Here is a 15,887-nt window from a genome sequence, read left to right on the forward strand (position 1 = left end):
TGAGACCTATTTGGTGGAATCGGGGGCAGGGAATGCGGCAGCGCGGAAATGTCTTGTTTGTCGTGATTGACCAGCTTCGGGCAGATTGTCTGACCGGCGCGCTGGCCGAGCATGTCAATTTGCCTAATTTGCGCGCTTTTATGGACGAGGCCGTCACGTTTCAGCGCCATTTCTCGGTTACTAACCCTTGTGGCCCGTCGCGTGCGTCCATCCTGACCGGGCAATATGCGATGAATCATAGATCGGTTCGCAATGGAACGCCTTTGCGGCACGACACGCCAAACATCGCAACCGAGATGCGTAAGGCGGGATATCTGCCCTTGCTCTACGGGTATACCGACACCTCGGCTGACCCACGGGTTTACGATGCCAATGACCCGATCCTGAAATCTTACGAACGTCCCATGGAGGGGTTTGAAGAGGTCGTGGAAATGCGGCTTGAAGAATCTTATCCCTGGCGCGCCGACTTGCTGAAAAAAGGTTACAGGTTCGACACATACTGGGATCTGCACAAACCTGTTTCAACCTCAGGTGAGCCGTCCAAATTGAACGACCCGGCGGTGTACCGCGCCGAAGACAGCGACACCGCCTTTTTGACCAACGCTTTTCTGGACAGTATCGCGGCCTTCGGCGACCAAAGCTGGTTTGCGCATCTGACCTATATCCGGCCTCATCCTCCTTTGGTCGCACCCGCTCCCTATAACGATATGTACGATCCCGTCGCGTTGCCGGGGCCAGTTGGTCATGTCAGCCCAGAAGATGAACAGGCAATACACCCGTTTTTTGGGCCAACGATGGCTCGGTATTCGGCTTCGGATTTCGTTTTGGGTTTTGATGAGGTGCAACCCTCCACGGCCAATATTCAGGCGCTGCGCTCTGTTTATCTGGGCCTTGCAACAGAGGTCGATTATCATATCGGCCGCGTTGTCCAGTTTCTCAAGGACAGCAATCAATATGATGAGACATTGATCGTAATCACAGCTGACCACGGTGAAATGCTGGGTGATCGACATAGCTGGGGTAAGATGACCGTCTATGACGCAGCTTATCACACGCCTTTGCTGATCCGGATGCCAGGCAATCAGGCGCAGGCCGGAGCCGTGGTGACGACACCGACCGAGTCGATTGACATCACGCCAACCATTTTGGATTGGGTGGGCCAGAGTATCCCGAATTCTATGGATGGGCGGTCTTTGATGCCGTTTCTGCAGGGGCAGGGACCCAAGGATTGGCGAAGCTTTTCTTTCAGCGAGCTTGACTTTGCCGAGCCGGAAAATCCAACCCTTTGGCAACAGGAATTGGGAACGGGCAATAGCGATTCATGCCTGTCCATCTTGCGTGACGAACGGTTTACGCTGGTCGAGTTTGCGGCAAACCTGCCACCGCTTTTGTTTGACCACCTGCGTCGCGGCGAAATGGAAAACGTGGCGAGCAACCCGGAATACGCAACAGACCTGGCCAGGTTGGGGCGCGAGATGCTGCGGCACCGTATGCGAAATATGGACCATACGCTTTCCCTGCATTCCATCACCAAAGAGGGGCCAAAATCCAAGCTCAGGCATTAGTCGGGAGTGTTGCCCTGTCTCTGCTACAACTGCGATCAATCTGATGTTACGCATAGCTTCAGAGAGGGGGCAGATTGAACATCACAGATAACCAGATAAAGGCAATGACGACAGCTGGGCTGAATCTGATCGGTCAGGCGTTGTCGATCTACGACAGTCAGTTGCGGCTGGTGCTTTGCAACCGGCCTTTTCAGGTGATGTTCGACCTTCCGGATGATCTGGTCCGGCCGGGTGCGTTGTTCCGTGACACAATACATTTTCTGGCGAGCATCGGCGAGTATGGCCATGATGAGGTTGTCGAGGACATCGTCGCACATAGGGTCAGTCAGGCCCTCACTTTTGAACCGCACTATATTGAGCGCGTCAGGGCGAATGGGCAGGTGATCTCGGTCGAGGGAGCACCGCTGCCCAACGGCGGATGGGTAACGGTCTATACCGACATCACAGATACCAAACAGGCCGAAGCGCTATTGCGGGCGCGTTCCGAAGAATTGTCGGACGAATTGTTGACCCGGGCCGAGGAAATGGCGGCGACCAACCGAAAGCTAGCGTCGACCATTTCGGCTTTGGAAGAGGCAAAACGTCAGTTAACCGAAATCGAAGCCCGCACCCGGATGACAACCGAAATGATGCCAGCGCATATTGCGCATCTGGATGCCGATGGGCGGTACGATTATTCCAATCGCAAGCTCAGTTCGGTTTTGCCCGGCCGTCCCTCTGAAATTCTTGGGATGCATATTTCTGACGCTTTGGGACCGGCCGCATTTGCGCGGATCGAACAGAACCTGAACCGTGCCTACGACGGGGAAGCCACGGTATTTGAATTCACAGAGGGTCAGGATTCACGTCGAATCCGTGTTTCGTTCACGCCCGACAGCGAAGGCGGTGTCTATGTGATGTCAGTCGACATCACTGAAGAAACGCAAGCCCGTGTGGCCCTGCAACAAACACGCCGCCGGGAAATGGCGGCGCAAATGACAAGCGGTCTTGCGCATGATTTCTCAAACTTGCTGACAATTATACTGGGGATGCAGGCCAAGCTTGATAAAATGGACCTGCCGGAAGGCGCACAAAAGCTGGTGGCCGCCACGCGCCAGACTGCTAAACGCGGCGGACAGTTGCTGAACCGCATAGCAGGCATGACCGGCAACCGAACGCCGCAACCCAAAGCCACGGATATGCGTGCTCTCCTCGAGGATTTGCGTATTCTCGCCACGCCGTCACTGCCGCGTGGCATGGGGCATTCGGTCGTGAATACATTGCCGGATGTGGCACTTATGTTGGATCAGGGGATGATGCAGGACGCCATCCTGAATCTGGTGCTGAATGCGCGAGATGCCTGCGGTGAAACAGGTCAGATCACGATCAGCGCGCATACGATTGGTGGAACCTGGGTCGAGATTTCGGTCTCGGACACAGGGCCGGGCTTTTCGGAAGAAGCACTTGGCAAGGCACTCAATCCTTTCTTCACCACAAAGGGTGACAAGGGATCGGGTTTGGGTTTGCCCATGGTTTACGATACGGTCAAACTGACCGGTGGAAATCTGAGCCTGCGCAATACACCAAGCGGTGCCATGGTGGTTCTTCGGCTACCATATCGCGCCGCGCCGCCGGCGCTGGAAGGGCTAGTTCTGTTGGTTGAAGATAGCAGCCAACTTCGTCGGAATTTCCGTGACATGCTTGTGGAGATTGGGTTCACCGTGATTGAGGCGACTTCAACCGATGAGGCGCTTTCATTAGTGAACCAGATCGAAGACATTGTATTGATATTGTCCGACATTCGGCTGGAAGGACCAGAGACGGGGCTTGACCTTTTGCAGAAACTGGACCCATCTTTGCCGTGTATTCTAATGACATCGCTGCCTTATTCCGATCCGCTGCATCGTCAGGCACTGGCCTTGGCACCAGTTCTGCGCAAACCGTTCACACAAGCGCAGCTTACTGCCTTAATCCGAAATGAGGCCGCATGATGAACCAACCGCTGGTAACCATCTTAGATGATGAGCCTGAGATACGTCGTATCCTGACCGACACACTGGAAGAGGCGGGGTTCCGCACTCAAAGTTTTTCCCGTGCTCGTGAATTTGAAGCATCGTTGAAAAGAGTGGTGCCCGATGTGTGTCTGGTCGACCTGTCTTTGCCGGACACAGACGGCTTGGCACTTGTTCATCGCCTGGCTTTGGAACAAGGTGCCGCAGTCATCATTATTTCGGGGCGGGCACAGGTACAGGATCGTGTCACCGGATTGGAGCTTGGCGCGGATGATTACATCACCAAACCCTTTGATCCAGCCGAAGTGGTCGCTCGTATCCGGGCACGGCTTCGATCGTCGCGGGCACCAGCTCCTCAGTCAGAGATCGCAGAATTCAACGGCTGGACCGCGTATTTCGACCGCTATGTTCTTGAAGACGGTTCCGGATCAGAAACGCCGTTCAGCCACGCCGAGGCCGAGGTGTTACGTCTGTTTCTAGATAGTCCTAAACGATTGATCAGCCGTTCGCAGATGCAAGAATCGCTCGGGGGAGGCGCGGGCGACAGCTTTGACCGTGCCATGGACGTGCGAATATCCCGATTGCGAACAAAACTGGGCGAGGACCCCAAGAACCCGCGATTGATTAAAACCATCTATGGGGCAGGGTACATCTTTTTGGGCGACGTCGCCTGGCGATGATGATGACGAAGCTGGGTGCACCTAGCATTCGGTGTGAAACGGGCTCATAAGCTGTCGGAACATAGGGGCGCTAAAGTAGATATTGCGGTCGCCACCCCGTTATTGTCGGTCGCGTGTTGATAATCTGTCGGCAGGCACTGGATTCTCGGCACAGTCAGGCATAACTAACACAACCGCGCGGTTCTTTGGCTAAGGCTAACTTGGGTTGAAACGTGATCAGATATCGAATTCGAAAAGGTTTTGGAGCGTAAAATGATCAAAGAGACCTTAGCGAACTGGCGATCCAGCCATCTCGGTCGACTTTTGAGTGAAAGTCTCCGAAAGCAGGGTTGGTTGTACGGTGTTGCCATGGTGGCGATGATTGTCGTCGCAGCAACAACTGCGGGAACCGCATGGATGATGGAGAACATCGTCAATGCGATGACCACGCCTGAGATGAAGTCGCAAGTCTACCTGATTGCCGCAGCGGTCGTCGGCTTGTTTTTGAGTAAGGCTGTCGCCTCTTATATCCAGTCAATCTTTCTGGCGCGTGCGGGCAACCGGATCATCGCGGTGCAACAGGAAAGGCTTTACAATAAGCTGCTGAAACGCGGTGTTGGTTTCTTTGCTGAAACAGAATCGTCCAACCTTCTTATGCGCGTAACTCATGGCGCTCAGGCCGCGCGGCGGCTTATCGACGTCATGGTGACCAGCTTCGTTCGTGATGCCCTGACATTGGTCGGCCTCATCTTCGTGATGATTTACCAGGAACCTGTACTGTCAATTCTGTTCTTCTTTGTGGGTCCTGTTGCGCTTTTGAGTGTGCGTTACATCCTCAAAGGTGTGCGGTCGATCATGCAGTCAGAAATGAAGGCGCTGTCTGAAATCATCAAGGTTCTGCAGGAAACATCTGCGGGCATTCGGGTCATCAAGGTCTTTGCTTTGGAAGACAACATGACTGACCGTATGAATGGGGCGATCAGGTCGGTTGAAAAACGGGCGAACTCAATTTCCAGATTGCAGTCGATTGCCAGCCCGTTGATGGAGCTTCTGGCCGGTGTCGCGATTGCGGGTGTTCTGATCATCAGTACCCTTGATATTACCGGCGGCGAACCGACTTCGGCAGGTCAGCTGATGTCATTCATCACAGCCCTTTTGATGGCTTATGAACCCGCCAAACGCCTGTCAAAAATGCGGGTCGTGATTGAAACGGCCCTGGTACCAGTGGGGATGATGTTCGAGCTGCTCGATCAGGAAGACCCGATGGTCGAAAGCGTGAACCCTGAAAAGCTGAAATCCGGCCCGGGTGAAATCCGTCTAAACAACGTGACGTTCGGCTATCAGGGTGAGCAAAAAGTAATCCGAGATATGAACCTGACCTTCGAGGCAGGCAAGACGACAGCTCTGGTGGGTCAGTCCGGTGGTGGCAAGTCCACGATTTTTGGGTTGATCATGCGGTTTTATGATCCCGATCAGGGCAAGGTCGAAATCGATGGCCAAAACCTTGTCGATGTAAGTTTTGCCTCTTTGCGCCGGAAGATCTCCTATGTGGGCCAAGACACGTTCCTGTTCTCGACAACCGTGATGGAGAACCTTCGTTTTGCGCGACCTGGTGCCACCGATGAAGAGGTGATTGAGGCCGCAAAGGCTGCCCATGCTGATGTGTTCATCTCACAACTGCCAAATGGGTACGATACGCAGGTAGGCGAAAACGGCGCGTTTCTTTCTGGAGGTCAAAAACAGCGTCTGGCGATCGCGCGGGCAATTCTGCGCAATGCCGAGATTTTGCTTTTGGATGAAGCCACCAGTGCTTTGGATGCGGAATCTGAGGCGCTTGTTAAGGCTGCGCTGGACAAGTTGACCGAGAATGTAACAACCATTGTTATCGCACACCGGCTTTCGACTGTGCTTCAGGCAGATACCATTATGGTTGTTCAAGACGGTGAAGTTATCGAACAAGGCAACCTTGATGCGCTAATCGAACATAACGGGACGTTCCGCCAACTGTTTGACCAGCAATTCAAGCTTCCGGGATCCTAAGCTCAGTCCGAATGGGCGGGGCCCCACATAGATTCTGAACGGCATCGAGAAGTAATGGGCGTTGGCCCGGTCAATTACTACTCACGAAGGGCCTGATCTTTGACTTTGACAATCGGCTGCAGCAGGTAGTCCAAAACGGTTTTCTTGCCCGCAAGAATATCCACTTCGGCAATCATGCCGGGAATAATTTCAACCGCTACTCCGTTCCCATCCAACATCGAGTGGTTGGTCCGGATTTCCACGACAAAAACTTCTTCATCGTCCCGCTCAGATCGCGTCACGGTATCAGCCCCGATACGGATAATTTGCCCGTCCAAGGCTCCGTATCGAGCAAAATCATAGGCAGTAATCTTGATCCGAACCAACTGTTCAGGGTGCAGAAATGCGATGTCTTCGGGGCGGACATAGGCTTCGACCAACAAAGACTCATCCAGCGGTACAATTTCGATCAGTTCCTCACCGCTCCGTGCCATACCGCCTATGGTCGTGCGGTGAATGCGATTTACGATGCCGCGTACCGGCGACCTGATCTGCGCCTGTTCCGCTCTGTTTCGTAAGGCTGGCAGCGATGGTTCCAGAGTAGCCAGTTCCGCAGTTGCCAATGCAAGTTCGGTCAAAGCCGCGCTTCGAAACCTGCTTTGTGTCGCCCGAACCCGATCATCAATTTCCTCCAATCCTGTCTTCAGACGGTTGGTAGCGGCTTCAGCCCTGGTCCGGCGGCCTTGCCACTCAGCCTCGCTGCGTCGCAAAGACAATAGTGTCGTGGCGGGTTCCATCTGCTGTTCTACTAGGGGGGTAATGATTGCCCGTTCCTCGGCCAGAACTTTCAAAGTCTCGGACGCGGTCACCGTATCGACAAGCCCTTCTTCGTATTCTCTTAACCGCTGTTCCCGTTGGCTCATCAGAATTGAGATTTCTGCCTGCAACTCTGATCGCCGGCCTTGAAACAGAGCTGTCTCAGACTGAACAACAGTCGGCGCACCTTGGACCAGGATCGTATCAAATGTCAGCTCGGTCCCGTCTATCTCAGCTTGCAGGCGCTGGGATCGGGCTCTCAAGCCATATGCACGCTGTTCCTCTTGGCTGAGCTTGCTGTCGATTTGGGTGGTATCGAATTCCATCAGCAACTTCCCCTTTTCAACAACCTCGCCTTCTCGGACATTCAATGACTGCAGAATGCCGGACTCCGTAGCTTCAATCATCTGAACATCCGCCGACGGCACGATGCGGCCTTCTACACGGGTGACATCATCAAGTTCAGTGAAATGGGCCCAAAACGCTGCTGTCGCCAGGAAAGTCAGGATTACCAAGAGAAGCAATGAACTCCTGACCGGTGACCCGCCTCGCATTTCCCGGGCAAGCGAGGCTAGGTCATGATGCTGCGACATTCAGATGCCTCCGTTGCTTTCCGGAATGCTGTGACAGTATGCTTTTTGGTCCATCTACCCGTACTTTGCCGCCCTCTATGACGATAACCCTATCGACAAGTTCCAATAGGCTGGTTCGATGGGTTACGATCAGCATAGTTGTGTCGGGGGTCGCCTTTTTGAGCCGCTGTATGACCTCAGCTTCGGTTTTGACGTCCATGGCACTTGTTGGCTCGTCCAGAAGAAGAACCGGAGGTTTACCAATCAAGGCTCTGGCCAAGGCGATGGCCTGCCGTTGTCCCCCTGACAATCCCTCACCGCGCTCTGCCAGATTTTGGTCATAGCCTCCGGGATGGCGAGAGACAAAATCCTCGACCCCAGCGACTTGCCCCGCCCAAATCAGGTCCTCATCCCTTGGCCTGATTGCGCCGCTTTTGATATTGTCGCGGATTGACCCGGAAAACAGCCAAATATCTTGCAGAACAGAGCCGATATTGCGCCGCAAATCACCTGGATCAATTTGTCTGATATCGACCCCATCCAATTGAACAGACCCGGCGTCTGGATCGTACAAGCCAAGCATTAGCCGCGCGACCGTGCTTTTCCCCGAGCCGATCGGACCAAGGATTGCAACCTTCTCTCCGGGCGAGATGGTGAATGAAACACCGGACAAGACGTTGTCGTGTTTTTCGGGATAAGCAAACTGGATATTTTCGAAGGTTAATCTCCCTTCAAAGCGATCGCGACTGATCCAGCTCCGCCCTTCGGGGCGTTCACTGTCGGCCTGCATTAAGGCATTAAGGTTTTGATAGGCATTTCGGGCCTGATTAACCCGTGTCAGGGTCTGTGCCAGTTGCCCAAGTGGCGCAAGAGCCCGCCCGGTCAACATGACCGAAGCAACAAGCGCGCCCATGCTTGCCTGACCATCCATCACAAGAAAAACACCGTAGAAAACGATAAGGACCTGGGCGGCCTGTTGGGTAAATCCGGTCAGATTCAAGGCAAATTGAGTCACTGCCCTGCTGCGCGCGCCATGTGATGACTGAAGCTGTATGGCAGCCTCCCACCGCGACCTCATGGGCCGGGCCGCCGCTGTCGTTTTTATGGTCTCCAACCCGGATACAGTTTCGACCAGAACCGATTGCTTGGATTGACCATCGATGAAGCTTTTCTCGGCAAGGCGAGAAAGTATAGGTTGCACGATGATGCCTGCTAGCAAAACGACAGGCACAGCCAGAGCTGGAACAAGTGCAAGTGGGCCACCGACCAAGTAAATGACAAAGACAAACAATGCTATGAAGGGTAGATCCACGACTGCCACCAAGGTGGCGGATGTGAAAAACTCACGGAGTGTCTCAAATTCACGAATGGTGCTGGCCATGGCCCCTGTCGAACCTGTGCGCGCCTTCATGCGAATGTTGAGGACCTGGTCAAAGACTCTACGGCCCATCGAAATATCTGCTTTCTGGCCAGCCCGATCTATGAATCCTGCCCGCAGGAGTTTGAGCACGAAATCAAAAAGCAGCGCGATCCCAACACCTGCTGTCAAAGCAATCAGAGATTCTGTGGCTTCGTTTGGCAAAACACGGTCATAGACGACCATGATAAAGACCGAGGTAGATAGACCAAGCAGATTTGCCAACGCCGCCGCAAGCGCAACCTGAGTGTAAGACCAACGATTTGCCGCCATAGCGGACCAAAACCAGTGGCCCGAAGCAGAACTGGACCCCGTGGCTAAATCCTCACGGTGATTGCGCCGCAGCAGGATCGCAAACCCTGTATAGACTTCTGATAGATCGGTTTGCTGAATTTGACCTATTTCCGTGCCAACCTCCGGATCATAGATCAGAACCCGACCATTTGAGGTTCGGCCATGAAACACAACGGATTTTCCCCCTTCAAGAATCAACAACGCAGGAACCAAAGTGTTGTCAAAAGCTGACAAAGCCCTTCTTCCGTATCCCGCCTGGACCCCAACACGCCGTGCCAGTTCCAATGAATCGCGGATTGTAAGCTCTCCGTTCGAGCCTGTTTGAGCCGCGAGAATCCCGGCAAAAGTGATTGGACAGTCAAGATGGGCCGCAGCGTGCATCAGGCATTTTTCAAAGCACGATAACTCGGGCGTTGCGAAGGCAGGTGTCAATTGTTTCATTGAGAACCCTCAACGGAACTGATTGAAATACCAAGGAGATCCAGGATGTCACCAGTCAAACTAAGGATTGCGTAGTCTGTCAGGAAATAGTTCTGTTCGGCTAGGATAAGTCTTTCCTGTGCATTCACATAGTCGCGCTGTGCGTCAAGGATTTCGATCAGACTGCGTCGTCCGATTGTGAATTGCGCTCGCGCCGCTGCAACACTGTCAGCATTCGCCTGCGCAGCTATTCGCGCCTCTCTAAGCCGTTGTGCTCCAGCAATTTGGTCAGCGCGAATTGTGTCCAGCTCTCTTTGTATTTCTCGCGTTAGGGATTGATGAACGAATTCCGCTTCGCGAACTTTGGCTTCAGCCGCGGTGATGGCGGCACGGCGCTGTCCAGTAGAGTCCAGCTCATAATTAAAGGACAGGTCGACCCCGAAATTTGCGTCATTGCTATCATCGCGATCCGCAAATGCCGAAACATTCACGCCGGGTTGACGGCGCGCCAAAGCGGCAGCACGTTCTGCCTTGGCGGCAAGCAGGGCCGCTTCTGAGCGTCGAATCTGCAGGCTTCCCGTTACGATACTATGATCCGATTGTGAGATCGTCGGCGCTTTGACTGGGGGTTGCAGATCACCTGACGGGCTGCCAAAAACTTCACGAAAACGGGCATCGGCGAGGTCCACTCTGGCTTTTGCATCCGCCAGTCGCGTCCGTGCATCGGCCATCCGCGACCGCGCTGTCAATACATCGGCGTTCGAACCAGCGCCTAATGCAGCCCTCTCGGAAATTTGTTGAACGAGCTGTTGGTGGACTTCCACATTTTTCACCGAAATATCCAGGATTTTCCGTAAATCCAAGACCACTATATAGGCCTCAATCGCAGCCAGAGCGGTTGCCGAGGCTGTTGATAACTGGCCGCCGCGACTTTCAAAAACCCGTGCTTTTGCAGCAGTCAAATCACCGGATGCGGCCCCCCCGTCATAAACGAGCTGTGAGATCCGCAGATAAGGGGTCACGTTGGCTGTGTCCGAGTCTACCCGCTCGGATCTGGCGTTGATTCCAAGTGAAACCTGCGGAAGAAAGGCCCCTTTTGCCGCGTCATGGTTGGCTACTGCCACATCCAGCGCGGACATAGATCGCGCCAGGTTGGGGCTGGTCTCGACGGCGTGCCGTACGCGCTTGCCAAAAGAGCTTGTGGTCAGTTTCTGAGACGGTTCCGGCGCGCGGAAACCCAAGGCCCCGGTCGAAAAAGAAGCCTCGACCCCGGCAATGTCAGGTGGCTGGGTACAGGCCGATACTATGCTGAAAGAGAGAGCAGAAATCAGAAAACTCAAAAAGCGACCGCATGTGGGCATTTGTCATTCACACTTCATTAGGACCAGATTACGTCATCGGTTTGGGCTTGGGCGAATGCATTCATGAAACCGGTAAGTTCTGAATTTTCGGTGTATTTTACAGATGTACCGGCCTGGGAAATCTGCTTTTGCACCTGAAAAAGCCATCTGAGATTGGATAATGAAGCCTGATGGCCATAGATCAGGCGTAAGCCTTTTGTTTCGACCAGTTCCAATTTGCGTTTTGCCGATAGCTGTTCCAGGCGTGCAGAGTTGATTTGCAACCAGTTATGTGCAGAGCCGAATTCCAAATTATCGCTCAGGGGCTCAAACAGCCCAAAGGCGTCTATCATTTTGCAAATTTCGGTAGTTCTAATCTGAGAGGTTGCGCGCGCTTTCAGGAAGTTTTGAACTTCTTTCAATTCAGTGCCGAGCGTATCCGGAGCTGAAAAAAAGGGATTGTCAGAACACTCTTCGGTCAACAGGCCCGAACCTTCATCTACGACCAGCTGAAAGGTGCTGCCGCTATCCAGCCGGCGGCACGAAAAGGGATGACTACGCAGTTCGGACGGAATATAGCTGGCCAGCCAACGCCCTTCTGTTGAAACAAATGGCGAGGGTTCACCAGCAAGAAGTGAATATACCGCAATCGGTTCAATTTCTGGGCCGGTTCTGCGAAACACAATCGGAAAAGTGGCTGCAATCTGGAGCACCTCTTCTTCCACGATCACGCTCTCGGTGCGTTCAGCTGCAAAGTCATAAGATGTGAAACGCTTCCAATACCGATGACTGTGACGGTTGAAATTGATCGGAACTAGGCCATTCTGTGCCATTTCTACCTCTTGAAAATCGAGAGTACTGCCACCCGCGTAGGGTGGCAGCGTAGTCGAGCGTCAGGCACTGGCCCCGGTTGGATCGGTATGCAGAATATTGTCAGCAGTAAGCCCGCTGAGGTCATCCAATCCGGTGAAATGGGCCACCGTTTCGACTGTCGCCGCATCGGATGCGGAATAGTCGACCTTGACCAGCACACTGTCAGTTCCATCCGTAGCCAGGACATAGATCTCGTCACCTGCTTCGGCGCCGGTAAGGCTTTCGACCGCTGTCTCGATGGTTTGAGCCGTCAGATCGCTCAGCTCTGTCGTCAAACCAACCACTCCGGTGTCCGCGCCTAGTGCATCCCCTACTGAAAGCGTTTCCACACCGGTTCCGTCGCCGCGCAGGCTGCCGACATCCAATCCACTGAACATGATCGCATCAGCGGTGTCAGTCGCGGGTCCAGTCGTGAAGCCAGTGATCGTATCAACGCCATTTGCTGTTGGGTCCGGCTCGAACACGACAATGTCCCGACCAGCACCTGAGACATCCACTGTGTCATCGCCGTCCTGGCCACGAATGACGTTGTCGATGTCGGTTGCAATCAATGTGTCGTCGCCTGACGTCCCGATCTGCAGCACCGATGGACCACCATCCGGAGTCGTCAACGTCAGAACAATCGGTTCAGAGGCATCTAGAACTGTCATCGTGAATGTGACGATGGGTTGGGACAGGTCGGAATAGGTGGTCGCCGCGCCAGCAAAACTGACGGCTGATCCACTCACCGGGTTCGTCAGGAACAAATCGAATGCCCCATTCTCGACATCTGATCCGGTGTCAAACGTCACCACTGAGGGATCGAAACCCAGTTCGGCTGTGATCGCCAGACCGCTGGACAGATCCGTATCAGGATCTGCGTAGATTTCAAATATGACCGTTGATCCACTTTGTCCGGCTTCAGTGATCACATAGGCTGCAGGTTCATGGGCCGTGTTTTCATCCGTAACTGGCAAAGGGTCGGGTCCACCTGCCACAGATACCGCTGCGCCAAAGTCCAGATCATCTCCCGCCTCGACCGATGCAAAGGTGGCCGCACTTACCGCCAGTGTCCAGGTTCCGTCGGCGCCGACCGTAGCGGTTCCAACTGACACGGAATTCAACGTCACATCTACGCTCTCGCCCGCGGCAAGGCCTATTGACGTGCCAGAGACAACCACACCCGAACTTTGCGCGTCATCCAATGAAACGGCGCCGTTTGTTCCAGTGTTGTCTATTGCCAGGACGGGCAGAAAATCCGTGGTTAACGGCGCGGTGGCCGGGGTTGAGGTATTGCCAGCAGAATCCGTAACCGTCGCTGAAACCTGGAAGGTTGTGCTGTCTGCCAACGCTCCCAAGTCACCGGACGGAACGGTTGCTGACCAGGTGCCACTAGAGGCGGTGCCTGTATAGGACTGCCCGTTCAGTGTGACTGTAACCATTTCCCCGTCGGCGGCATCCGTTGTCCCGGTGATCGTCAGGTCACTATCTTTTTCGGATACATCCAGCTCTGACCCGACCGAAAGAGGGTCGATCGTGACCGATGGCGCGGTAAAGTCTGTGTCAAAACTGGTTGATGTCGCTGTTGTGTTCCCAGCCGCATCCGAAGCAGATGCCTCGACATCGTAGGTTTCGCTATCCTGAAGTCCGGCCAAATCCGCGGCTGAGGCGGTATAGGTCCAGGACCCGCCCGTTACGGTCGCCGTGCCGGTGACGTCAACTGTGCCGTCCTGCCGAACGATTTCTACGGTCACAACCGTGCCATCTGCCGCATCAGAGGTTCCGGACACTGTAAGGTCGGTTCCTTGTTCCGCGGCGTTCATGACAGCCCCATCCGACAACCCGGTGATAGAGACCGCCGGTGCTGTGAAATCCGTTGTGAAACTGCCGCTGGCCTGCAGGGCAGGGTTTCCAGCCGCGTCCGAGACATCTGCGGTAACATTGACGGTTGCTGCATCGGACAGGGCAGCAAGATCTATCGCCGGGACGGTCGCCGACCAAGTACCGCCAGAGGCGGTTGCGGTGTAGTCCTGCCCATTCATGGAAACGGTTACGGTTTGACCATCCTCAGCGTTCGTTGTTCCAGAGATTGTCAGATCAGTGCCCTGTTCGGCTGCATTCATGACAGCGCCGTCGGAAAAGTTGTCGATGCTTACAGTCGGCGCGGTGGCATCTTTCGAAAGCGGGACACTTGCCTGCGGTGCAGATAGGCCGTCTGTGTCAAGCACATCCGCCGTGATCGTGAAATCGCCCCCATCTGCCAGCGATGCAAGATCGCTTGCAGGGACGGTGACGCTCCAACTGCCGCCGCTGACTGTACCGGTGTAGGTTTGTCCATCCAGGGTGACTGTCACCACCTGGCCGTCCTGAACGTTTCCTGTCGTGCCAGAGATTGTCAGATCAGACCCGGTTTCGGCAGCGTTGAGGACCGCACCAACGGACAATGGCGCGATATTCACCGAAGGCCCCGTCAGATCGACCGGTACCGAAGCCGTGGCCGGGACCGATGGGTTGCCTGCCACATCGTCAACGACAACATTTACCGAGGCCGGATTTCCGGTGGAGAGCGAGCCGAGATCGCCGCTGGGGATGGTAACACTCCAAGTGCCACCCGATGCGGTGCCGGTATATGTCTGGCCATCGAAAGTCACGGTGACCGTCTGCCCGTCTGCGGCGGATGTCGACCCGGTGACAATCAGGTCAGAGCCGATGTCCCCCAGGCCAATCGAACCGCCAGAGACCGGATCAAGCGTGATCGTTGGAGCGCTAAAATCTGTGTCAAAGCTTGCGCTTGTCTGTATCGCCGGATTTCCTGCGCGGTCGTCGACATCGGCAGTCACTGAAACGGTCACCCCGTCAGGCAGGGCGGCCAGGTCTGTGGCCGGCACGGCAACACTCCAGTGGCCGCCGCCATTCACTGTCCCAGTATAAGTCTGCCCGTTTACAGATACCGTTACTGTTTGACCTCTCTCGGCGTCAGAAGTGCCCGAGATTGTAAGATCAGTCGCTTGCTCGGCGGCATTCAGAATGGCCCCGTCCGAAAAGCCCGTAATGCTGACCGTCGGTGGAAGAGTGTCCACATCGAATCTTACCGTTTCGACCGATACTTCCTCACCCGTTCCATCCAGGTTGCGAACGGTGACTGTTGTCACACCTTGAGGAAGGCTAGCCGCCTCAACCGCCGTAAGGGAAATACTCCAACTGCCATCTGGATTGGGCGTTGCCGTCTTGGTCAGTGATCCGATTGTCACCTCGACCGTTGTGGTTCCGGTCGGTGCCATCAGGTTTGCGCTGGCGCTGTTCAATGCGTTCGCTTGCAGACCAGCAAGGTTCAGGCTCTGGAAATTTGGAGCGGGCGCCGGAGCCTCGTCATCTCCACCGCCACCGCCGCCACCTCCTCCTGCTGCGGCTGCACCCGCCAGACCAAGGCCCCCCAAAACAGCACCGGCTCCGCTAATGCCGCCAGCGGCTGTTGCGGCTCCCCCGGCTTCGGCGGCCAGTGCGAATTGCGCGACTTCCGCCGCCGCATTTTCGGCAATCATGATGGAGCCGCCGTCCAGGATATGAACATTCTCTGCCGAGACCAAAATCGTGCGCCCATCTTCCAGTTTGAGAAGAACATCGCCATTTGCCAGTAGCTTTGCGCTGTTAACGCCGGGAATCGCATCAGCGAATTGGAAGGTGTCCAGTTCTTCGGTCGTGGCCTGTGCCAACGCAGGAAGGGCAAGCAAGGCTGAACTTAGGCTGCCTGCGATGCCGCGCCCGACCCAGCGGCGCATTTTGTTGTCGATCCACTTGCGTATCTGTTGCCGCTGACCCGCATCGGGCCGGGTACTTGCAGGATTGCGTGTCATATCAGGTGTTTTGGTCATCTTGCCCTCACATGCTGTTTCCGCGCTGAAATCATGGGCAGCGACGTTTTGTTCATGTGTGTTGCCCATC

General features: G+C 54.8%; 9 protein-coding genes. 4 read left to right on the forward strand and 5 right to left on the reverse strand.

What is annotated here, in order from left to right; translation table 11 throughout:
- The first annotated feature begins 32 nt into the window (after positions 1-32).
- From AC2FHX_RS14215 to AC2FHX_RS14230, 4 genes are all read left to right on the forward strand, one after another.
- Positions 33-1,565, forward strand: a complete 1,533-nt coding sequence (locus tag AC2FHX_RS14215; RefSeq protein ID WP_496702136.1) for a sulfatase-like hydrolase/transferase — start codon at positions 33-35, stop codon at positions 1,563-1,565.
- Between the two features lie 104 nt (positions 1,566-1,669).
- Complete coding sequence (locus AC2FHX_RS14220; protein WP_496730867.1) at positions 1,670-3,535, forward strand: PAS-domain containing protein; 1,866 nt, start codon at positions 1,670-1,672, stop codon at positions 3,533-3,535.
- On the forward strand, positions 3,535-4,236 hold the full coding sequence (locus AC2FHX_RS14225; protein WP_496702132.1) for a response regulator transcription factor: 702 nt from the start codon (positions 3,535-3,537) through the stop codon (positions 4,234-4,236). Before AC2FHX_RS14220 ends, AC2FHX_RS14225 begins: the two co-directional genes overlap by 1 nt.
- A gap of 252 nt (positions 4,237-4,488) precedes the next feature.
- Positions 4,489-6,255, forward strand: coding sequence for an ABC transporter ATP-binding protein (locus tag AC2FHX_RS14230; protein WP_142636416.1), 1,767 nt, complete (start codon positions 4,489-4,491; stop codon positions 6,253-6,255).
- A gap of 77 nt (positions 6,256-6,332) precedes the next feature.
- On the opposite strand, the gene AC2FHX_RS14235 is transcribed toward AC2FHX_RS14230, so the two are convergent.
- From AC2FHX_RS14235 to AC2FHX_RS14255, 5 genes are read right to left on the reverse strand one after another with little or no spacing between them, the layout of a single operon-like run.
- The gene (locus AC2FHX_RS14235) at positions 6,333-7,643 is read right to left on the reverse strand and encodes an HlyD family type I secretion periplasmic adaptor subunit (protein ID WP_496702130.1); all 1,311 of its coding nucleotides are present in this window, start codon (positions 7,641-7,643) and stop codon (positions 6,333-6,335) included.
- Positions 7,627-9,774 carry a type I secretion system permease/ATPase gene (locus AC2FHX_RS14240; RefSeq protein WP_496702128.1) on the reverse strand — a complete coding sequence of 716 codons (2,148 nt, stop codon included), beginning with the start codon at positions 9,772-9,774 and terminating at the stop codon, positions 7,627-7,629. Before AC2FHX_RS14240 ends, AC2FHX_RS14235 begins: the two co-directional genes overlap by 17 nt.
- Complete coding sequence (locus AC2FHX_RS14245; protein ID WP_496702127.1) at positions 9,771-11,093, reverse strand: TolC family protein; 1,323 nt, start codon at positions 11,091-11,093, stop codon at positions 9,771-9,773. Before AC2FHX_RS14245 ends, AC2FHX_RS14240 begins: the two co-directional genes overlap by 4 nt.
- 38 nt (positions 11,094-11,131) lie before the next feature.
- Positions 11,132-11,926 (reverse strand): SapC family protein, encoded by a 795-nt coding sequence (locus AC2FHX_RS14250; protein WP_496702126.1) that lies wholly within the window; start codon positions 11,924-11,926, stop codon positions 11,132-11,134.
- A gap of 60 nt (positions 11,927-11,986) precedes the next feature.
- Positions 11,987-15,817 carry a beta strand repeat-containing protein gene (locus AC2FHX_RS14255; RefSeq protein WP_496702124.1) on the reverse strand — a complete coding sequence of 1,277 codons (3,831 nt, stop codon included), beginning with the start codon at positions 15,815-15,817 and terminating at the stop codon, positions 11,987-11,989.
- Positions 15,818-15,887: the final 70 nt, after the last annotated feature.

This window comes from Ruegeria sp. CDSC042 (assembly GCF_059610745.1).